Origin of the sequence: Pseudomonas sp. ok266 (genome assembly GCF_900110195.1) — a bacterium.
Classification (GTDB): Bacteria; Pseudomonadota; Gammaproteobacteria; order Pseudomonadales; family Pseudomonadaceae; genus Aquipseudomonas; species Aquipseudomonas neuropathica.
The window spans coordinates 145,983-167,396 of sequence record NZ_FOCU01000007.1 but is presented as its reverse complement, the minus strand read 5'-3'; the positions used below and the strand labels follow the sequence as shown (position 1 = coordinate 167,396).

13 protein-coding genes are annotated in these 21,414 nt (G+C 61.6%); 5 read left to right on the top strand and 8 right to left on the bottom strand.

Going from position 1 to position 21,414, the window contains the following annotated elements; genetic code table 11:
• Positions 1–82 precede the first annotated feature (82 nt).
• Positions 83–1,489, bottom strand: a complete 1,407-nt coding sequence (locus BMY54_RS14740; RefSeq protein WP_256573899.1) for a hypothetical protein — start codon at positions 1,487–1,489, stop codon at positions 83–85.
• A 404-nt stretch (positions 1,490–1,893) separates the two neighbouring features.
• Between BMY54_RS14740 and BMY54_RS14735 the strand changes: the two genes are divergently transcribed.
• Complete coding sequence (locus BMY54_RS14735; RefSeq protein WP_093433895.1) at positions 1,894–2,568, top strand: histidine phosphatase family protein; 675 nt, start codon at positions 1,894–1,896, stop codon at positions 2,566–2,568.
• A gap of 119 nt (positions 2,569–2,687) precedes the next feature.
• On the opposite strand, the gene mnmH is transcribed toward BMY54_RS14735, so the two are convergent.
• The 3 genes from mnmH to BMY54_RS14720 all read right to left on the bottom strand — a co-directional run bounded on the left by mnmH (position 2,688) and on the right by BMY54_RS14720 (position 15,582).
• A complete protein-coding gene (gene mnmH / locus BMY54_RS14730; RefSeq protein WP_093433892.1) occupies positions 2,688–3,791 on the bottom strand; it encodes a tRNA 2-selenouridine(34) synthase MnmH in 1,104 nt (367 codons plus the stop codon).
• Positions 3,791–4,825, bottom strand: a complete 1,035-nt coding sequence (selD, locus tag BMY54_RS14725) for a selenide, water dikinase SelD (RefSeq protein ID WP_093433889.1) — start codon at positions 4,823–4,825, stop codon at positions 3,791–3,793. The genes mnmH and selD overlap by 1 nt, the downstream gene beginning before the upstream one ends.
• Before the next feature lie 230 nt (positions 4,826–5,055).
• Positions 5,056–15,582 (bottom strand): autotransporter-associated beta strand repeat-containing protein, encoded by a 10,527-nt coding sequence (locus tag BMY54_RS14720; RefSeq protein WP_093433887.1) that lies wholly within the window; start codon positions 15,580–15,582, stop codon positions 5,056–5,058.
• A gap of 518 nt (positions 15,583–16,100) precedes the next feature.
• On the opposite strand from BMY54_RS14720, the gene BMY54_RS14715 reads away from it, so the two are divergent.
• Positions 16,101–17,060, top strand: coding sequence for a nucleoside-specific channel-forming protein Tsx (locus BMY54_RS14715; protein ID WP_093433884.1), 960 nt, complete (start codon positions 16,101–16,103; stop codon positions 17,058–17,060).
• Between the two features lie 15 nt (positions 17,061–17,075).
• A complete protein-coding gene (locus BMY54_RS14710; RefSeq protein WP_093433881.1) occupies positions 17,076–18,098 on the top strand; it encodes a purine-nucleoside phosphorylase in 1,023 nt (340 codons plus the stop codon).
• A 122-nt stretch (positions 18,099–18,220) separates the two neighbouring features.
• On the opposite strand, the gene BMY54_RS14705 is transcribed toward BMY54_RS14710, so the two are convergent.
• The 3 genes from BMY54_RS14705 to BMY54_RS14695 form a co-directional block, all read right to left on the bottom strand.
• Positions 18,221–19,177 carry a quinone oxidoreductase family protein gene (locus BMY54_RS14705; protein WP_093433879.1) on the bottom strand — a complete coding sequence of 319 codons (957 nt, stop codon included), beginning with the start codon at positions 19,175–19,177 and terminating at the stop codon, positions 18,221–18,223.
• A gap of 29 nt (positions 19,178–19,206) precedes the next feature.
• Positions 19,207–19,380: a DUF1427 family protein gene (locus tag BMY54_RS14700; RefSeq protein WP_093433877.1), complete on the bottom strand. Its 174-nt coding sequence runs from the start codon at positions 19,378–19,380 to the stop codon at positions 19,207–19,209.
• A gap of 224 nt (positions 19,381–19,604) precedes the next feature.
• Positions 19,605–20,387 carry an AraC family transcriptional regulator gene (locus tag BMY54_RS14695; protein ID WP_093433875.1) on the bottom strand — a complete coding sequence of 261 codons (783 nt, stop codon included), beginning with the start codon at positions 20,385–20,387 and terminating at the stop codon, positions 19,605–19,607.
• A gap of 136 nt (positions 20,388–20,523) precedes the next feature.
• On the opposite strand from BMY54_RS14695, the gene BMY54_RS14690 reads away from it, so the two are divergent.
• Positions 20,524–20,751 carry a DUF6555 family protein gene (locus tag BMY54_RS14690; RefSeq protein ID WP_093433873.1) on the top strand — a complete coding sequence of 76 codons (228 nt, stop codon included), beginning with the start codon at positions 20,524–20,526 and terminating at the stop codon, positions 20,749–20,751.
• A gap of 39 nt (positions 20,752–20,790) precedes the next feature.
• The gene (locus BMY54_RS14685) at positions 20,791–21,063 is read left to right on the top strand and encodes a hypothetical protein (RefSeq protein ID WP_093433871.1); all 273 of its coding nucleotides are present in this window, start codon (positions 20,791–20,793) and stop codon (positions 21,061–21,063) included.
• 25 nt (positions 21,064–21,088) lie between these two features.
• Here the strand turns inward: BMY54_RS14685 and BMY54_RS14680 are convergent, their stop codons facing one another.
• Positions 21,089–21,253 carry a metallothionein gene (locus tag BMY54_RS14680; protein WP_093433869.1) on the bottom strand — a complete coding sequence of 55 codons (165 nt, stop codon included), beginning with the start codon at positions 21,251–21,253 and terminating at the stop codon, positions 21,089–21,091.
• Between the last annotated feature and the right edge of the window lie 161 nt (positions 21,254–21,414).

Here is a 21,414-nt window from a genome sequence, read left to right as displayed (position 1 = left end):
GAAGCATCCAGTCACAATTTAAAGCCAGATCATAATTCAGAGCCGCCGCAGCCTGTGATCTTTTGGCCAGTGCTCGCCCACATCAATCCTCGATAAGGCTGTCAAGCCACGCATATTCAATTTTGTTGCGCTGCAACGTCTGCAGGCTTTTCGCCGCGTAAACAACGCTGTCAGCATTGTTCGCGGCCATGTGCGCGCGCATTTGCGAATTGGCATTGAACAGGTCAACCGCCGTATGAAGGTCCAGATCGTCGTCGACGCCCAGGTAATCACTGACGCCGAACAAAAAGCTATCGTGATCGTCCCCGAAGGCCTTCAAGTAATCGACCGTCAATCCACCACGCATGATCGCTTCGGAAACACCGCGCTCCGGCACGTCATAAATGCTTGGCAAATCCGGGCTCAACAGACCTTGCAGATGGTTGTTCAGATAGAAGAAATCCGCGGCATTGGGCCCGATGGCCTGGAACCGGTCGACTCTGTTGGTGTGCAACATTTCATGGCCCAGCGACATACTCAAAATTCCACGTCGCATGTACTTCCGGTTGATGAAGAACCGGCCATGAAAATCTCTTTTGTACATCCATGCGGCGGCGTCATTATCGACATCAACGCCGATAAATTTTTCCTCCCCCCACACGCCCTGATACTCCCTGGACAGCGCCAGGCCTCGCGAGACTGACTCAGCGAATTGCCCTGCAACGACTCGATGGTCAGCGCCAAAGAAGCTTGTGTAAACCGCATCGGCTTCGTGCAGATTTTGACTTATGGCGTAATTGGCATCAGAGAAAACCGTTTCGATCGCCCGCAACTCCGAACGAATGAGTGCTGCCTGTTTTGGCTTGAACTGCTTCAACCCACGCGCAACCAGGGTGGCACCGATCAACGTGTCACGCTCGATCATGTCTTCGCTGCCATCATGAATCCGTTTTTTTGCGGTCGATTCATTTCTGATGCCGCGAATCAGCTCATCAATATCGATATCAATCACGTTGGCTAAGTCAGAGGAAGGCTGAGCAGCGGCGAGCTTCCACAGCCTGTTTTGCGGATCAAAGATCAGCGCCGGCCCGGAAGCTGCCAATTCGGATGCCAATGTCGCCCGATACTCGCCGGTTGCTGCTGTTTGCCGAACCTGAACGATCTCGTCGTGAGCAATATCGACGTATTGGCGCCCGTTGAAGATCCTCAAGCCCTGGGCATCGGCCGCAGGCAAGCTGGCCGGTGAATTCAAGCGATAGTGTTCAAGTGATCCGACCACAGGACGAATAGGTAAAACCCCGGCAGACGGCAATGCTGAGACCGTGAAAGGTGTAATCGACATTTCAGGTTGATTGGCAGCCGCCACCTGCGTTTGCGGCTCATCAAGCCGCGAATTCTTCACCGGCCCGTCGTCGGCGAGCACACCGTTGCTTCTTTTACGAGACGGGTTTGCGTCTGCCAGTCCAGGGCTGGACAGCGAGTGGGTGGCGGTTTTGCGAACAATGCCCATAAAAATCCTTTTTTTAAGAGTGCTGCCCAATGAAAAACCAGGCAGACGTCGCGATAGTCGTCTATCACACAGGCGCCATTGCAATCGACTGAGCAGCATCGGGTGCGGTACATGGATATCGCACATAAAAGGGAGTTTTGTGCATTCTCGTGGAGCCGGCGCAAAAAAACGTCTGCTGCGTCGAACCGTAACATCCTGTCGCTAACCTGTGCCCAAGCCGTTGAAGTTTGCCGCTAAAGTGCCGCGCACTCGTACGGATCGAACCAAATCGGCCCCAAGGGACTCTGAGCTATGGCTTTGTTGCAGAGGAAGCCGTTCACGACAGGGAAAACACCCGGCGCTGGGAGCCCGCGGTGTAAAGGTTTGTCAGCCTTAACCGAATTTGCTGAAGAACCTTTTATTTCATGACGATCCTTATGCGATTCGCCAAACGTTTCAAACACCGCGCATATGTGGCCCTGCCTTCCCTGCTGGCCGTCAGTGCGCTGTTCCTGTCGCTGGAGTCCAGCGAAAGCCGCGCGCAACCGGTGGACGGTACCCAGACGCTGGTGTTCCTGCGCCATGCGGAGAAACCCGAAGGTGGCCTCGGCCAGCTCAACTGTCAGGGCCTGAACCGCGCCATCGACCTGTCGACGCTGCTGCCGGAGAAATTCGGCAAGGCCGATTACGTGTTTGCCGCCAACCCGACGCGCAATGTCGAGGAAGGTGAGCTGGATAATTCCTACAGCTACATTCGCCCGCTGATGACCATCAGCCCCGCCGCGATCAAGCTCGGCCTGCCGGTGAATATTGAGTTCTCGGCCAACGACACCAGCGATCTGGCCCGCGAACTGCTGGAAGACAAGTATCACAACTCGACGATCTACACCGCCTGGTCCCACGGCTATCTGCCGGAGCTGATCAACAAGGTGGCGGGCAACGCGGTCGGCGAGAAACAGAACATCACCGATGACTGGGCGGGCAACGATTTTGACTCGCTGTACGTGCTGACGCTGACCTGGCACAACGGCAAGGCCAGTCTGCAGAGCCACAGCTACAAGCAGGGGCTGGATCATGGCAAGGAAACCTGCCCGACCTGAGTGTTGTGTGGCCTGGCACGGCCCTTTCGCGAGCAGGCTCGCTCCCACATTGGATCGGCGTGAAATACAAATCCCCTGTGGGAGCGAGCTTGCTCGCGAAGAGGCCAGCCGCTACAACCTCAAACTTTCTGGCTGGCCCGCTCTCGCAGATACTCAAGCACCGCCCCACGCTCCCCGGCAAACTCGATCCGCCCGCCCTTCTTCTCGCGCTGAAACACATACATCGGGTCGTAATACTCACGCAGCAACCCTTCGATCCAGCCGCGATGCAAGTCCACCGCCCCGCTTCGCCCCTGCTCGATCAACGCCTCTTCCATCAACATCAGCATTCGCCGATGGCGCTCGCCACCCAAGCGCTTCTGCACGTTGTTGAGGCTTTCCAGCAAGCGTTCAGAGAACAACGTGAAGCCCTCTTCACCGTGCACAGCCGTAAATTCCGCTGACAGATCCACCACGTAATCACGCAGAATCCGCTCCACGCGATCGTCAAAACTGTCTTCCAGCCAGACCATCGGGTACTGCTGCATGCCCTGATACAGCGGCAGCGGCAAGGCGCAACTGCCGACCACCCGGCTCTCGTCCTCCAGCACGAACTGCGCAAACCCCGCGTCGCGTTTCTTGAGAATGTCGATGGCCAGGCGGTTTTCAAAATCGATGTTCGACGGCTGTCCGGTGGCGCGTTTGCCGAAGCTTGAGCCACGATGATTGGCGTGCCCTTCCAGGTCCAGGCCATTGCGCAACTGCACCAGCACTTCGGTCTTGCCAGTGCCGGTCATGCCACCGAGCAGGACGAAATCACATTGCGCGATGGCCTGCTCAAGGGTGTCGATGAGGAAGTTGCGCATCGCTTTGTAACCACCGCCGACGCGCGGATAGTCGATGCCCGCCTCGTCACGCAGCCATTGCTGAGTGATCTGCGAGCGCAGGCCGCCACGAAAACAATACAGATAACCGTCAGGATGGGCGCGGGCAAAATCGGCCCAGGCCTGGATGCGTTCGGCCTTCACCGCGCCCGACACCAGTTGATGGCCCAGCTCGATGGCGGCCTGCTGGCCGTGTTGCTTGTAGCAGGTACCGATCTTCTGCCGTTCGACATCATTCATCAGCGGCAGGTTGATCACACCGGGGAACGCGCCCTTGTGAAATTCGACCGGCGCGCGGGCGTCCATCAGCGGCCGGTCGTTGAGGAAAATGTCTCGGTAGTCAGTGCAGTCGCGGAGCATCAAATCACCTCGACTGCGTTCGTCTGTCGCTCAACCAGTTCGCCGATTGGCGCAAGGTTCAGACCCAGTTCGGCGGCAACAGCGAGGAATTCTTCATTGCCTTGCGGCGTCACCGCGATCAGCAGACCGCCACTGGTTTGCGGGTCGCAGAGCACGCGTTTGTGCAGTTCCTGCACGCGGCCCACCTTACTCGCATAGCTGTCGAAGTTGCGCAGCGTACCGCCGGGGACACAACCTTGATCAAGGTAATACTCGACGCTGTCCAGACGCGGCACACGGTCATAGGCGATGCGCGCGGTGAGCTGGCTGCCATCGGCCATTTCAACCAGATGCCCGAGCAGACCGAAACCGGTAACGTCGGTCATCGCTGTAACGCCGGCGAGTTTGCCGAAGCGACTGCCGGGTTTGTTCAGGGTACACATCCAGTCGCGGGCCACGCCGACGTCGGCGGCGCGCAGCTTGCCCTTCTTTTCGGCGGTGGTGAGGATGCCGATGCCCAGCGGTTTGGTCAGGTACAACAGGCAACCGGCGGTGGCGGTGTCGTTGCGCTTCATGTGGCGCTTCTCGACCAGACCGGTGACGGCGAGGCCGAAGATCGGCTCTGGCGCATCGATCGAATGCCCGCCTGCCAGTGGAATGCCCGCCGCGTCGCACACGGCACGGCCGCCGCGAATCACTTCACGCGCCACTTCCGGCGCCAGCACATTGACCGGCCAACCGAGAATCGCGATGGCCATCAGCGGATCACCGCCCATCGCGTAGATGTCGCTGATCGCATTGGTCGCGGCGATGCGGCCGAAGTCGAACGGGTCATCGACGATCGGCATGAAAAAGTCCGTGGTCGAGACCACACCGCGCTCGGCATCGATCTCGTAGACCGCCGCGTCATCGCGCGAGGCGTTGCCGACCCACAGTTTCGGATCAAGGTTCTGCGCACCGCTGCCGGCCAGAATCACTTCCAGCACCTGCGGGGAAATCTTGCAGCCGCAACCGGCGCCGTGGCTGTATTGGGTCAGACGAATCGGCTCGCTCATGGGGGAGTCTCAGGCTGTTGATGGGGGCGATTCTAGCAGAGCACGCCGGGTCTATCCGATCGTTCCCACGCTCCGCGTGGGAATGCAGCCCGGGACGCTCCGCGTCCCTTCCGGAGCCGGAACGCGGAGCGTCCCTAGAGGCATTCCCACGCAGAGCGTGGGAACGAGCAGCTTGAGACAAGGTAAAAAAAACCGCCCTCGCGGGCGGCTAAAAGTGCTTCGACCCTAAATCAGAAGCCCAGGCTGAAGCTGATGGTCATCGCATGGTCGTTGCTGTCGTTCGACAGTTGGCCCGAGTAGCCGACCCCGAGTTTGCCGGTCGGGCTGATCTGGAAGTCGACCCCCGCTTCGACGATGGCGCTGTCCTTGGCGATCGGCACGCCTTGGGTGCTGAACGAGGCGCCGCCGTCGATGAAGGTCAGATCGGCGTCAGGCTTGGTGTCACCAAACGCATGGCGCCAGCCGAGCGCCGCGCGCGGGGTGAATTGCCCGCCGTTGGCCAGGGTGATGACTTTGCCGGCGCGCACGCCGAGGGTCGAGAAAGTGATGTCCTGATCGGCATCGGCCTCCAGACGCCCTACTCCGCCTTTTTCCTTGGCTTTGTCGCTGTCGTAGTTGACGTAGGCCAGCCCGGCGAACGGCTCAAGGGCAATGCCGCCGGCGTCAATCGTGTAACCGACTTCACCGAACACCTGCGCACTGCGCGCGTCGTAGTTGGCTTTCAAGCGGTCGTTGTAGCTGCCGACGCTGACGTTGCGTTTGGTCTCGATGTCGTGCCAGCTGTAAGCCGCGCCGAGGCGCACGGCCAGGGCATCGAACTGCGAGTTGAGGTACGCGGCCAGATGGTAGCTTTCGACGGTGGCGTCCGAGCGACGATCATGGGCATCAAGGTCGCTGCGGGTGTAACCGGCGGCCATGCCCACGCGCCACTGGTCATCGAGTTGCTTGTCGGTGCCGAGCATGAAGCCGCTGAGGTTACGATCGAGTTTCGCCGCATTGCTGTCGCCATCCGACTCACCCCACGCGCCGAGGGCCCGCGCCCAGCCAACCATTTCGCCGTGGCAACCGTTGCTGCTCAGTTGGTTGTCACTTGGCGCCAAGGCACGGCGTGGATCATCCGCCGCGCTGCACGACGGTTGGCGCATGCGATCGTTGACCGCGTCACGCACGTAGCGCGAATCCTCAAGGATGGCACTGGCGGTGCTGGCGTGGATCTCACCGGACAGACTGTCGAAGGCATTGCGCGCACCGGCGACACTGAGGTTGACGATCTCGTTCTGCAACGCCGCGCCCGCCGGACCATTGTTCGACAGCGCAGTAGCAGTCCGGAACTGGTTGCCGGTGGCGGCGACATCGGCGAACGAATTGCCATTGCGGCTGACCACCAGGTTCACTGTGTTGGCGTCATACACCAGTGCGGTATTAAGGAACGCGTATTGCGGCAGGTCCGCTGCGCTGAAGGTGCCGTTCACGCCGCCACCTGCGGTGATCAGCGAATACGTGGTGTTGCCGGTGAACGGTGCAAGCGAGTTCACTTGCAAAGCGCCGCCCAGCGTTGCGGTGCCACCGACGGCCAACGGTGTCGCGGTTGGCGAACTGACGGTCAGCGCCAGCACCCCGTCGCTCGAATTGGTCAGGTTACCGGCCACGCTCAGGGTTCCGGCCTCAGCACCGGAAGCCACCACACCATGGTTGACCACCGAGCCGACGCTGCCATTACCACTCAACCCCGCGCCGTTGGCCACGGTAACTTGCCCACCCAACGACGCCCGCGCCGCACGGCTGCCGACTTGCAGCACGCCCTGATCGACCGCGACCGTGCCGCTGAATGGCTGATCACCGGTCAACAGCAAGGTGCCGGTACCGCGTTTAAGCATCGCGCCCAGTCCGCGCAACGATCCATTGAACTGACCGTTGAAGTTCTGTACGAAGAGCAGCGAAGCATTGTTGAGGATATTGCCCTGCAGGCTGGTGGTGTTACCGACCAGCGTACCGCCGCTGACCGTGGTGCCGCCGCTGTAGGTGTTGGCGCCGCTCAGTACCAGCGTGCCGGAATCAAGTTTCTCGATACCGCCCGTGCCCACCAGCGGCGCGGAGATTTCCGCGCTCCCTCCGGCATTGACCCGCACTGGCGCGAGGCTGCCGTCCGCACCGTTGACCGGGGTCAGTGAGCCACCGGCACCCGGCGTCAGGCTGTAGCCGCCGGCGAGGAATTGCAGGCCGGTGAAGTTCTGATTGCCCTGCACGGTAACCGTACCTGCCTGACCGCCGAACACCGCGAACTGACCATTTGAAGCCAAGGCCTGCGTCCCGCTCGGATCGGTCCAGTTGGTGCCCGGCCCCCACACACCGCTGCCGCCACCGATGCTGCCGTCCGGATTGGTGGTGCCACCGTTCCAGAACTGCACCTCACCCGGGGTGCCTTGCACCAGCAGGTTGATCTGATTGGCAATCGCGGTTTGCAGGGTCAGATTGGCCGCCGACACCGGCAGGCTGCCATACACCAGACCGTTGTCGGTCAGGCTGCCGCCGTAGCTGAACAGTTGATAAACCCCAGTGCCGAAACCGCCGGCGTTGCTGATGTTCAACGTACCGTCGAGGGTCAGATTGCCGGCGACATTGACCACGGTGGTCGAACTGGCCGCCGAGCCGAGACTGAAATCCAGATTGGTCCCCGACGACAGTGCCAGCGAACCGACTGACAATGGCGTTGCCGTACCGCCACCCAGTAGCGTCGCGCCGCTGGCCAGTTGCACGCCCCCCCCAAACTGGCCACCGCCGCCGATGCCCGCACCGCTGGCAACGTTGACATTGGCGCTGTTGAGCACGCCGTTGACGATCAGGTTGCCGGCCTGCACCGAGGTGTTGCCGGTGAAGGTGTTGTTGCCAGTCAGCAGCAACTCTCCAGCCCCGGTTTTGTTCAGCGTACCGGCGCCGGTGAGATTGCCGGTGTAGCTGCCATCGGCGTTTTGCTCGAAGGTCAGGGTTGCGTTGTTGACGATCGCACCTTGCAGGCTACTGGTGTCACCGCGCGTCGTGCCGCCGTTCAGCGTGGTGCCACCGCTGTAGGTATTGGCACCACTGAGGACGAGATCGCCGCTACCGTTTTTCAGCAGACTGCCGGTGCCGGTCACCGCACCGATCAATGTGGTGTTCTGATTACCGGCGAGGGTCAGTTGCGCGCCAAGGTTGATGGCATTGGCCAGTTGCAGTGCCGAGGTGCTGTCGAGCGTGCCGTCACCGGTCACGTTAAGCGCAGCGCTGCTGATCGCACTGTTGTTGCCAAGAACCAGCGTGCCGCCGGCGAGTTGAGTGCCGCCACTGAAAGTGTTGCTGCCGTTGAGGGTCAGGCTCGATGCGCCGGCCTTGATCAGGCTGCCGCTGCCGCTGACCACGCCGTCGAGGGTCAAAGCGTTGGAACCTGCGACATTCAAGCCACCGTTGAGCACAACATCGTTGCCCAGGCTGACGGCCGCGTTGCTGTCCAGCGCGGTGCCATCGGCGGCGGTCAATACACCAGTGCCGAGCGCCGCGTTGTTGCCAACGACAATCTTGCCGCCATTGAGCGCCGTGCCGCCGGTGTAGCCGTTGGCCGCGTTGAGCACCAGCGTACCGCTGTCGTATTTGCCCAGCGTGCCGCTGCCATTGAGCGCGACACCGATGGTTGCCGTGGCATTCGGGTCAACCCGCACCGTGGCATTGCCCAGCGAACCGTTGACCAGATTCAGCGAACCCGCCGTGCCGTTCACCAGGCTGTAGCCATCGGTGACGAACTGCAGGCCGGTAACGGTTTGCGCGCCGTTGACTGTCACCGTGCCGGCCGCGCCCTGGAACACCGCGAAGCTGTTGCCCCACGCTTGGTTGGTGGTGCCGTTGACGTCGGTCCAGTTGGTGGTGCCAGTGCCCCAAGTGCCGCTGCCGCCCTCTACCGAACCATTGGCCACAAGCTGATTGCCGTCCCAGAACTGCACGGTGACGCCCGGTGCGGTGACCAGCAGGTTGATCTGATTGGCCAGCGCGGTTTGCAGTTGCAGATCGCCCGGGCTGACGCTACCCGGCAACGTGCCGAAGAGCATGCCGTTGTCAGTCAGGCCGCCGGTGTAGTCGATCAGGCGATACACGCCGCTGCCAAAACCGCCGATGTCGCTGACATTGAGGGTGCCGTCGAGGGTCAGGTTGCCGCCGACATTGACCAGCGCATTGCCGCCACCGGACACCGGTGTGCCAAGTCCGACGTCGAAGTTTGAGTTGCCGTTCAACACCAGCGAACTGACGTTCAGCGTACTGCCAGTGACGCCAGCCAGATGACCGCCATCAGCCACCGTCACGGCACCGGTCAAGGTGCCGCTGCCACCGAGGGTGCCACCGTTGTTGACCAGCACGTTGCCGCTGGCCAGCGAGCCGTTGACCTGCAAGGTGCCGGCGTTGACGCTGGTGTCACCGGTCATGTCGCTGATGCCGCTGAGGGTCAGGGTGCCCGTGCCGAGTTTGCTCAGCCCGCCATCACCGCTGAGTATGCCGGCAAACGTGCTGCTGACGTTGTTGCCACCGAGGCTCAGCGTATTGCCAGTGCCGACCAGCGCAGTGCCGCTGCCGGTGAGGCTCGCGAGGCTGCCCGAAGCACCGAGATTGAGCGCTGCGCCGCTAGCGAGATTGACCGTGGCGTTGTTGCCTAGCGCCCCGCCACTGAGCGTGGTCAGGCTGCCAGCGAGCACATCGAACGTGCCGCTGAAAGTGTTGCTGCCGCTCAATGTCACGTCGGCCAGACCGTTTTTGCTCAGCGTACCGGCGCCGGCAATCACACCGCCAAGGGTCAGGTTGTTGTTACCGGCCAAGGCCAGATTGGCATTGACGTTGAGGTTGTTGGCCAGCACCAGTGGCGCGGAATTGTCGAGGGTCGAAGCACCCGCCACGGTCAGCGCGCCACTGCCCAGCGACGCGCCCGTACCAAGGGTCAACGTGCCGGCATTCAGCGTGGTACCGCCGGTGAAGGTGTTGATGCCGTTGAGTGTCAGATTCGACGCGCCGTCCTTGATCAAGCCACCCGCACCGCTGACCACACCTGCGACGGTCAGGTTGTTGCTGCCGGTGTTGCTCAGATTGGCGTTTAGCACGACGTTGTTGCCCAGGCTCAGCGCACTGTTGCTGTCCAGCGCCGAGGCACCCGCCACGGTCAGGTTGCCCAGACCCAGCGCTGAGTTACTGCCGGCGGTCAAGGTGCCCGCGTTCAAAGTGGTGCCACCGAGGAAGTTGTTGTTGCCGCTGAGAGTCAGGTTGGCGGCGCCGTTTTTGCTCAGGCTGCCGGCGCCGTTGAGCGTACCGGCCAGGGTCAGATCCGCCGTGCCGCCGATGCCGAGATTGCCGGCCAGGTTGACCGCGTTGTTTACCGAAACCGCCGTGCTGGCATCCAGCGTCGTACCGCCCGCCGCGTTCAACGTGCCGGAGCCGAGCGCCGAGTTCGACGCCAGAACCAGCCCGCCGGCATTCAGCGCTACCGGGCCGAGGAAAGCGTTATTGCCGCCGAGGGTCAGATTGGCCGTGCCGGTTTTGATCAGCCCGCCGGTGCCACCAATCACGCCGTTGAGGGTCAGCGCATTGCTGCCGACCACGGTGAGGTTACCGTTGAGCGTCGCCGCGTTAGCCAGTGTCACCGCCGCGTTGCTGTCCAGTTGCGTGCCGGCATTCGCCGTCAACGTACCGGTGCCGAGTGCGGTGTTGCTGCCGACGATGATCTTGCCGCCATCCAGTTGCGTGCCGCCGCTGTAAGTGTTGGCGCCGTTGAGCACCAAGGTGCCGGCGTCGAGTTTGTTGAGAATGCCGCTGCCATCGATATTGACGCCGATAGTGCCGGTGACGCCCGGATCGACCCGCACTGCTGTGGTGCCGCCAGTGCCGTTGATGGCCGTGAGTTGCCCTGCCGAGCCGTTGACCAGGTTGTAGCCGTCAGTGACGAACTGCAGGCCGGTGAACGCTTGCGTGCCGTTCACCGTCACCGTGCCGGCGCTGCCCTGGAACACCGCGAAGTCGCCGGCCCACGGTTGATTGACCAGACCGTTGGCATCGGTCCAGTTGGTGCCGACCGCGTTCCACGTACCGCTACCGCCATCGACGATGCCGTTGGCAATGGTCTGGCTGCCGTCCCAGTAACGGATGTTGCTGTTCGGCGCGGAGACTTGAATGTTGATCTGATTGGCCACCCCGGTTTGCACCAGCAGATCGCCGAGGCCGTAGCCGACCGGCACGCTGGCGACATCCAGACCGAGGTTGGTCAGGGCACTGGTGTAGTTGAACAGGCGATACACACCAACGCCAAAACCGCCGGCATCGGTGACGTTGAGATTGCCGTCGAGGGTGAGGTTGCCACCGACGTTCATCAGTGAAGTGGTCGACGGCGTGCCCAACGCCACATCGACATTGCTGCCGGCAGCGAGGGTCAGCGCACCGGCGGACAGTTGATTGCCCGACGACAACGCCAGATGGCCGCCGCTGTTGACGTTGACGCTACCAAGCGCCGAACCGGTGCCGGTGAGGGTACCGCCAGTGTTGACGTTGACCTGTGCACTGCCCAGCGAACCGCTGAGATCAACGGTGCCGCCATTGATCGCAGTGTTGCCGGTGATGCCGCTGATCCCGGTGAGGTTCAAGGTACCGGTGCCGACTTTGACCAGACCGCCGCTGCCACTGAGGTCACCGTCAAACGTACTGGTGACGTTGCCGCTGCCGACGGTCAGGGTGTTGCTGCCGGTCAGTTGCACACTGCCGCTGCCGGTCAGCGCGCCGAGGCTGGCGTCACTGCCCAGATTCAGCCCGGCACCGGCACTGATGTTGACCCCGGAGGTGTTACCCAACGCGTTGGTATTGAGCGTGGTGACGCTGCCCGAGACGATATTCAGCGCGCCGGTAAAAGTGTTGTTGCCGGCGAGGGTCAGATCCGACAGGCCGTTTTTGGTCAGGCTGCCGGCGCCGTCGATGATGCCGTTCAGGCTCAAATCGTTGTTGCCGGCAACCGTCAGCCCGGCGTTCAAAGTGATCGCGTTGCCAATGCCGAACGAGGCGCTGTTATCCAGCGTCGCCGCGCCGCCGACGACCAATGCACCGCTGCCCAGGCCGTTGGCATTGCCCAATGTCAGCGTACCGGCGTTGAGCGTGGTGCCGCCGCTGAAGGTGTTGTTGCCATTGAGGGTGAGATTGGCCGCGCCGTCCTTGATCAACTGGCCAGTGCCGCTGGTGACGCCGCCGAGGGTGAGGTTCTGCGTACCGCCCACGGTCAGCGCGGCATTCAGGGCGACGGCGTTGTTGAGGCTGACCAGCGGCGAATTGCTGTCCAGCGTTGCGGCGCCAGCGACGGTCAGCGCACCGGACCCCAGTGCCGAACTGTTGCCGACGGTCAACGTACCGGCGTTCAGCGTGGTGCCGCCGAGGTAGTTGTTGGCGGCGTTGAGAATCAGATTGGCCGCGCCGTCTTTCACCAGACTGCCGGCGCCGCTGACCAGACCGGTCAGGGTCATATCCGCCGTACCGCCGATATTCAAGGCACCGGCGAGTGCCACGGCATTGTTCAGGCTGACCGCCGTGTTGGCGTCCAGCGTGGTGTTGGCCGCCGCGTTCAACGTACCGGAACCCAGCGCGGTGTTGCTGCCGACGGTCAGTTTGCCGGTATTCAACACGGTGTTGCCAAAATAAGTGTTGGCGCCGTTGAGGGTCAGATCGGCAGCGCCGTTCTTGGTCAGTCCACCGATACCCGCGACCACGCCGCCGAGGGTCAGCGCATTGGAGCCACCCAGGGTCAGAGTGCCGCCGAGGTTAACGTTGTTTGCCAGCGTTGCCGCAGTGCTGGCATCCAGAGTGGTGCCGTTCGAGGCGTTCAGTGTGCCAGTGCCGAGGGCGGTATTGGAGCCGACAATCAGCGAACCGGCGTTCAGGGCGGTGGTGCCGGTGTAGGTGTTGTTACCGTTGAGGGTCAGGCTGGATGCGCCGGTCTTGATTAAACCACTGCCGCCACTGATCACCCCGCCAAGGGTCAGCGCATTGGCGCCGCCGGCGGTGAGGTTGGCGTTGAGGGTGATTGCGTTGTTCAGGGTCACCGCCGTGCTGCTGTTGAGGGTACTGGCCCCGGCGACAGTCAGTGCGCCAGTGCCCAGCGCCGCAGCGTTACCGACAGTCAAGCTACCGGCGTTCAACGTGGTCCCGCCAGCGAACGTGTTTACCCCATCGAGGGTCAGGTTGGCGGCGCCGTTCTTGATCAGTTGACCGGCGCCGTTGATGACACCGGAGAGGGTCAGACCGCTGCTGCCGCCGAGGCTCAGGGTACTGCTGTTGAGGTTGATGTTGTTGCTCAGGTTGACAGCGGTGTTGCTGTCCAGCGCTGAGACATCGATGACGTTCAATGCACCGCTGCCCAACGCGGCCGCGTTGCCCACAGTGAGCGTGCCGGCGGCCAGCGTGGTACCGCCGAGATAAGTGTTGGCACCGTTGAGAGTCAGGTTGGCAAAACCGCGCTTGGTCAACCCGCCACTGCCGCTGATCACACCACCGAGGGTCAGGTCAGCACTGCCACGCACTTCCAGATCACCGCCAAGGGTCACCGCATTGGTCAACGCGGCCGTGGTGCTAGCGTCGAGTTTGGTGCCTGCCGCTGTGGTCAGGGCACCGGTACCCAGCGCCGTATTGGAACCGACAATCAGCGTACCGGCATTAAGCGCAGTGCCGCCGGAGAAGGTGTTGTTGCCGCTGAGGGTCAGATCCGCCGTGCCATTCTTGATCAAACTGCCGACGCCGCTGACAACGCCGCTCAGGCCCAATGCCTGAGTGCCGCCGATGGTCACCCCGCCCGCCAGCGCAACGGCGTTGGCCAATGTCACTGCGGCAGTCGCATCCAGCGTGGTACCCGTCGCCGCATTCAGTGCGCCAGTCCCCAGCGCGGTGTTGCTGCCAACGAACAGGCTGCCGGCATTGAGCAGCGTGTTGCCGCTGTTGGTGTTGTTGCCGCTCAAGGTCAGGCCGGCGCTGCCGGATTTGGTAATCCCGCCAGTGCCAGACAACACGCCGCCGAGTGTCAGGGCATTGCTGCCGAGCACGTTGAGCGCACCGGTCATACCGATGTTATTGGCCAAAGTGACGTTGGCGGTGCTGTCCAGACTGGTACCGGCGGCGGTATTCAGCGCGCCACTGCCCAGCGAATCATTGTTGGTCACCAACAGGCTACCGGCGCTGAGGGTGGTGGTGCCGGTGAACCCGCTATTGGCACCACTGACGGTCAGGCTGCCGCTGCCGGTTTTGGTCAGACCACTGCTGCCGCTGATCAAACCGCCGAGGGTCAGCGCACCAGTGCCGCCGGCCGTCAAGGTGCCGCCGAGGCTGATGGCGTTGGCCAGGCTGATCGTGCCCGGTGCGCTCAATGTTGTCGCGCCGGTGACGTTGAGGGTGCCGGTGCTCAGTGCCAGGTTGTTGCCCAACTGCACCGTGCCGCCATTGAGCGTGGTGTTGCCCAGATAGGTGTTGGCGGCGCTGAGATTAAGCTGGCCGGTACCGGCCTTGGTGAAACCGCCGCTGCCGGAAATCACCCCGCTCAGGGTGGTCGCGTTAGTGCCTTGCACGGTCACGCCACCCGCGCCGAGGGAAATCAGATTGCTGATGTTCAACCCGGCATTGCTGGCCTGCAGAGTCCCGCCGTTGGAGGTGATTACGCCGCTGCCGAAGGTGGCGTTGTTGTTGAAATTCGCGATACCGCCGTTGAGCGTGGTCGCGCCACTGACCAATGGCCCCTGCAAGGTCCAGGTGCCGCTGTTGAGGGTCAGGTTGTTGAAGTTGATGTAGGTCGCGCTCGATGCCGTGCCAGTCCCGGTGATACCGCCGCCGACGCCAGCCGGGTTTTGCAGGATCAGGCTGTTGGTGCCGCCCGCACCACCATCCACCGTACCGGTTGGCGCAAAGGTCAGGTTGATGCCGATCAAACCGCCGAGGCCGACGCTGATCTGTACACCGTCACCGACGTTGACGCTGGAGCCGGTCACCGCCGTGAAAGTGTTGGTGCTCGCCGCGCCCATCGACACACCACCGGTAATCGCACCGGCGTTGGTGAAGGTGTTGCCCGCCGCCGAGGTCTCGAACGCGATCCGACCGTTGATGACGCCGGTGTTGCTGTTGGTCATGTTGACCTGCGAACCACCGTAGACGCCGATCACCGGGGTGTCCGCCAAGGTGATGCCGCCGATCGAGAGTCCGGTCGAGGTGATGGTGCCGTTGTTGGTGATGCTGGTGGTGCCGGTTGCCGCGTTGTTAACCGAAAGGGCCAGGCCGTCGATGCTGGTCAGGTTGAGCCCGAGCAACATGCCCGTGCCGCGAATGATCCCGCTGGCATTGTTGAGCACACTGACCGTACTGGTCGCACCGGTGCCAATGAATGCGCCGCCACTCAACACCGAGACCAGGCCCAGTAGCGCCGGGTCGAGGGTGCCGGAGTTGTTCAGGGAGATGTTCACCCCGGTCAAGTCCATCACATGGCCGCCGAGGGTCGCGTTCATCTGCGCGCCGCTGTTGACGTTGACCGTCAAACCGCTGGTGGCACTGGAAAAGTTATTGAGAAACAGCGGCAGACTCGGCACGCCGGTGCAGGTCACGGTTGAACCTGCCGTGGAGCACGTGGCCAGCGCAGGTGCGCTGACCCCGCCGAACAACAGCCCGGCGACGCTCAGGTGCACAGCAAGGGAAAGAGGGGAAAAGCGCGAAACGAGGGCGACACCAAACCTTGCTTCCACGGGCTACTCCTTGTCGTGGCCAATTTCTTCCTTGAGCGGCGTGCACAAGCAGCGGGCTTATTCGACACGCGAATCAAGACTGCGACGGTCATTACAAAACCGTTCTATTCCTGACACACGCTAGTCGACGCCCTGCGATGGGGCATTGGTTAAATGGCATTAATACTTTGGTGCTAGAGGCCTCTGGAATCAACGTTTCAACCACGCAGCTATTAGCCTCGACGAGATTCAAAACTGTGGGAGCGAGCTTGCTCGCGAAGGCGTCGTGTCAGCTTGCGGATACTTTTCCGCCCCCCGCCTTCGCGAGCAAGCTCGCTCCCACAAGGACCTGCAGGGTGCGCAAAACCGCGTCTGACCGATCAAGCAGGAAATGCAGCAAAACGATCTATTTTTCAGCTTGTTGAAGATTTTGGTACGTCTTGTGCAAACGTTTGCGCAATGGCAATTCCAGCGTTTTCGTAACAAAACCGTACAAGCCCACGGAATCCGGGCCCTGATCCGCAAAAAAAGGACTTTGAATGCCCATCGCATGCCCTTTTCGCGCACCTTTCCCGTGCACGCTCGCTGTTTCCCTGCTACTGACCGGCGTTACCGGACTTCTCAGCCCCAGCGCTCTGGCGCAACCGGTCGCCAAGGAAGAATCCGCCCAGGGCGAAGCCCTCAGCCCCGAAGCCAGCCCGCCGAAAAAAGGCGCGTACCTGTCGGACTGGTACAACCAGGATCTGATGCTGATCGGCAGCAAGGACATCAGCTTCGGCCCGCAACCGGCTGATGACATCTATCTGGAATACGAGTACTTCGGCCGCAAAGGCCCGTTCGAGTTATACGGCTACGTCGACATTCCGAAGATCTTCAACATTGGCAATAGCCACGACAAAGGCGTGTGGGATCACGGCTCGCCGGTGTTTATGGAGCACGAACCGCGCATTTCCATCGACTACCTCGCCGGCCGCAGCCTGGCCATCGGCCCGTTCAAGGAATGGTATGTGGCGTTCGACTGGATCTATGACCACGGCAGCCGCAAAGAGAACCGCGCCAACACCCTCTACAGCGGTTTCGGCACCGACATCGACACCCATTCGCGGGTCAATCTGTCGGCCAACCTGTACGGTCGCTATCAGTGGGAAAACTACGGCGCGAGCAACGAATACTCGTGGGACGGCTATCGCGCGCAACTGAAGTACATCGTGCCGATCGACAAATTCAGCAACGGCGCTTCGCTGACCTACATTGGTTTCACCAACTTCGATTTCGGCTCGGACATCCACAAGGACAACCCTGCGCGCACGGCCAACGCAACAGTGGCGACCAACGTCTTGCTCTACTCGTTCACTCACTTGCGCTTCACCCTGGTCGGCCGTTATTTCCACAACGGCGGCAACTGGGAAGACGGCAGCGAGCTGAATTTTGGCGACGGCAATTTCCGCGCACGTTCCAACGGCTGGGGTTACTACGCCGGCGTCGGTTATCAGTTCTGAATCAAGGAGTTTTCCATGCAAGCAATGATGCGTTTGACCCTGGCCGGTGCGGCCCTGCTCTCCTCCACCGCGTGGGCCGCCGAAGCACCGATGCAGCCGAAAGTCGTGCTGATCACCATGTTCGCCCCCGAGGCGCAGCATTGGATCGATCGCCTGGAGCTGAAGCAGGAAATCCGCGTGCCGGGCCTGTCCGCCGAGTACCCGAGCATCCGCTGCAACACGCAGCAGGTGTGCCTGCTGACCACCGGCATGGGCCAGACCAACGCCGCCGCCTCGACCCTGGCCTTGGCCTTGTCGCCGAAATTCGACCTGCGCAAAAGTTACTTCCTGATCGCCGGTATCGCCGGCATCAGCCCGAAACACGGGACTATCGGCACCGCCGCGTGGGCGCATTATCTGGTGGAGTTCGGCACGCAATGGGAGATCGATTCGCGCGATGCACCGTCGAGTTGGCCGACCGGCTACCTGGGCATCAACACCAAAGGCCCGAACGAAAAACCACCGTTGGACTACAAGACCGAAGTCTTTGAACTCAACCCGAAACTGCAGGCCAAGGCATTCGCCCTGAGCCACAAGGTCGAGCTGAGCGAAAGCAGGGAATCCGCCGCGTGGCGCCTGAAATACCCGTCGGCCCCGGCCAATCAACCACCGGTGGTGACCCGTTGCGACACACTGGCCGGAAACACCTGGTTCTCCGGCACGCGCTTGAGCGAACGGGCCGAGGTCTGGACCAAGTTGTTGACCGATAACAAGGGCGAATACTGCACGACGCAGCAGGAAGACAACTCCACCTATGAGGCCTTGCTGCGTGCCAGTCGCGAAGGTCTGGTCGACGTGCAACGTCTGGCCGTGGTGCGTGCCGGCTCCGATTTTGATCGTCCAGAGCCGGGCGGCAGTGAAGTGGACAACCTGCTCAAGTACGCCGATCAGGGCGGCTTCGTGCCGGCGCTGGAGAACCTCTATCGCGCGGGGAATCCGCTGGTGCAGGACATCCTGAAAAACTGGTCGGCGTGGGAAAACGGTGTCCCGCAATCCTGAGCCCGACACCGATCTACTGTAGGAGTGAGCCTGCTCGCGATCGCGGTGTGTCAGTTGATACATGGGTGACTGATACACCGCGATCGCGAGCAGGCTCACTCCTACAGGGGTTTTGCGGTGTTTCAGGGGATGAGGATGACCTTGTCACCGCTGCCCTGATTCACATCGGCGTAGCGCGCCAGGCCTTCGGCCAACGGCGCTTCGACCAACCCTTGCGGCAACGGCAGCAAGCCTTCATCAAAGAACCGCCCGAACTGCTCAAGCATCGCCGCACACGCTTCAACGCCATACAACAACGAATTGATCCCGACCACCGACCCGCCCTTGCGATACAACGCCAGTGCCGGCAGTTGCACGTGCCCGTCCACCGGCGCGGCGATGATCGCGATCCGGCCGAAGGTGGCCAATCCCGCCACCGACGCCGGGAGCCAGAAACCGGTGGTGTCGAAAATTACATCGGCGCCGCCGCGATACACCGCGTTGACCTGCGCGCCGAGGTCTTCGGGTTTATCCAGCTGGATCGTCTGATAACCCTGCGCCTGTAACTCCGCCACCTGCTCCGGGCGGCGCGCCGCTGCCAGCAACTGCGCACCACGCACTTTCGCCAGGGCCAATGCCGCCGAGGCCACCGCACCGCCACCGATCACCAGCAAACGTGTTTCAGCCGTCACCAGACTGCGTTCCAGCGCATCCCACGCCGTCGTGTACGGCACGCCGAGGCTGGCGGCTTGGGTGAAACTCAGATGCGAAGGTTTGTGCGCCACGCCATTGGTCGACAGTTTGACGAACTGCGCATGGGAGCCGTCGGCAAAAAAGCCCAGCTCACGGCCAGTGCCCCAGACTTCCTGACCGATCAAGGCCTGCGGGCCTTCGACAACGACACCGGCAAAATCTCGACCGGGAATCCGTGGCAGCGTGGTGTAGGGGAAGCGACCCAGGACGTTTTTCACATCACTGGGATTCAGGCCGGCAGCCTTGATCTGCACCAGCACTTCGTCAGCGCTGGGTACCGGAGTCGACACCTCGACGTAGCGCAGGGAAGACAGATCGCCGGTTTTATCGAATTGCAGTGCTTTCATGGGGACATCCACCGAAGGAGAAAAAGAGTTCAGGACAGCCAGCCCGTCACCAGTTGCCGGCCCATCGGCCATAACTGTTCACCGGCAAGCATGCCGAGCAAACCGACCAGTGCGATGGCCGGTGGCGCCGGGGAACGGAAATCCAGCGCGCCATACAGCAGGCCGACGCCCAGACCAATGGCCAGTGAAATCAGGTAGTTCATGGGGAGGAACTCCGCCGTTTGAAGGGAATGGGCAGAGTTTAGGGAACCGGCGGGGATGGCATCGGCCAAGGACTTCTGAATTTCGGACAAGTATCGGATGCACACCACAGAACCCTGTGGGAGCGAGCCTGCTCGCGAAAGCGGTGTGTCAGTGAAGGATGAGTCAACTGATCCACCGCATTCGCGAGCAGGCTCGCTCCCACATTGGATTTATGCAGGTTTGGTTAATCGTGTTCCACTGCAAATTGTGAGGGCGCCACGCCAAGTTCGCGGCGAAACATGTCGCTGAAACTACTGGGTGAATAGCCGAGCTCCCGGGCAATCACACTCACCGCCACGCCCTGAATCAGTTCCGCCACCGCCGTCGCCAACTGCACCTGCCGCCGCCACTCAGCGAAGCCCATGCCGAGGCTGTCCTTGAACAACCGCGCCAACGTGCGCACGCTGGCCCCGGCATTTGCCGCGTGCTGCTCGAACGGAATCTCCAGCGACGGCGCTGCCATTACCGCCTGGCACAGGTTCATCAAACGCCGATCGGAATCATCCGGCATCGGGATCTTCAACTGTGAACGCCTGGCGCGTTTCAGTTCCAGCAAGGCCAGCCCGACCAACGCCTCGTAGTAGGCCGGTTCACCACTGTCGCCCTGCTCCACCAGCCCGACAATCAACTCGCGCAGCAAACCACCGACTTCGATCACCTGCACCGTCTGATCCAGCGTCGCCGCCAGCGCCGGACGCAGGTAGATATTGCGCATCTGCAAATCCGACACCACCCGAATCCCGTGCGGCACCCCCGGCGGCAACCACACCGCGCGCTGCGGCGGCACCACCAGCGCTTCGTGCGGGGTCTCGACCCACATCACCCCGCTCATCGCATACAGCAACTGCCCCCAGACATGCTCGTGCGGCTCGATAAACAAGCCGCGCGGATACGTGCGTGCCAGCGGTTGCACGGGCACATCGGTATCGCTGAGATCGGGCGGTGCGGCAAGGGCCATGGCGAGCATTCATTGGGGTTGGCGGGGAAACCATGGTAACCAGTGCGCCACGGCGTCGCCAACGATAGAGACCGTCGGACAATCCGAATGAATTTTCCCGGTGCGCCGCGATCCCTCTAATACTACAGGGAGGAATACGGGCTTTATGAACAACGCAAAACTCTATGTCATCGAATACACCCTCCACGGCACGCCCAAGTCCTTCATTATCCGCTCGGACAAGATGGACAATGTCGAGGCGTGGCACTGGGCGAGCTGCGACGCCGGCGTCGGTCGCATCCCGCGCTTTGGCCGTGAGAAGGTGCAGAAGACCAGCAAGCCGATGGCAGAAAAATTCGGCGTGGAAAACGTCGTGTGGCGACCGACCAGCTAAGCTCAGCCTGGCGATCGGCATCATTCGGGGGAATGCACCATGACCAACATCAACAGCCCGGCGCATCTGGACTATGGCCTTGATACGTTGTTCGGGCGTATCACCAAAAGCGTGGATTGCCGCGTTGGGCTGGAGGCGGTCGTAGATGATCCGTATCGCTTTGCCGTGCGAGTGCCGGCACCGCTGCCGGAGGATCTTGACCAGGCGAAAACCGTGGTGGTCAGGGTTGAAGGCCGGCGGCTGCAAGGTACGGTGCGGCATACCGAACGAATGGACGATGAAAGTCTGAAACTGGAAGTGGAGCCTGATTAGGCTCCACTTTTTTATGCGTCGTTCGTCATCCGTGGGCGCATTTACAGCCCTTGGTTGAACATTCCTCACCACTCTTGTGGTGGTGAGCGCAGGCCTCGCAGCAATAGTGTTTGCCGTGGACGGCGTAGGAATGATCGCCTTCCTTGATCGTGCACTTGCAGCTGGGGCAGTCGCATTTTTTATCAGGCATGGGACAGACTCCTTGGGTGGGGGTTGTCTGGGGCTTGAAGGGCAAGCCCTAACACCCAGTGTAGGAGCTGCGGCAGGCTGCGATCTTTTGATTTTTTTTGCGATTGGGATTGGGATTGGGATTGGGGGCATATCCGTTGCTGCGGGTGTTGCCGCTGGCGG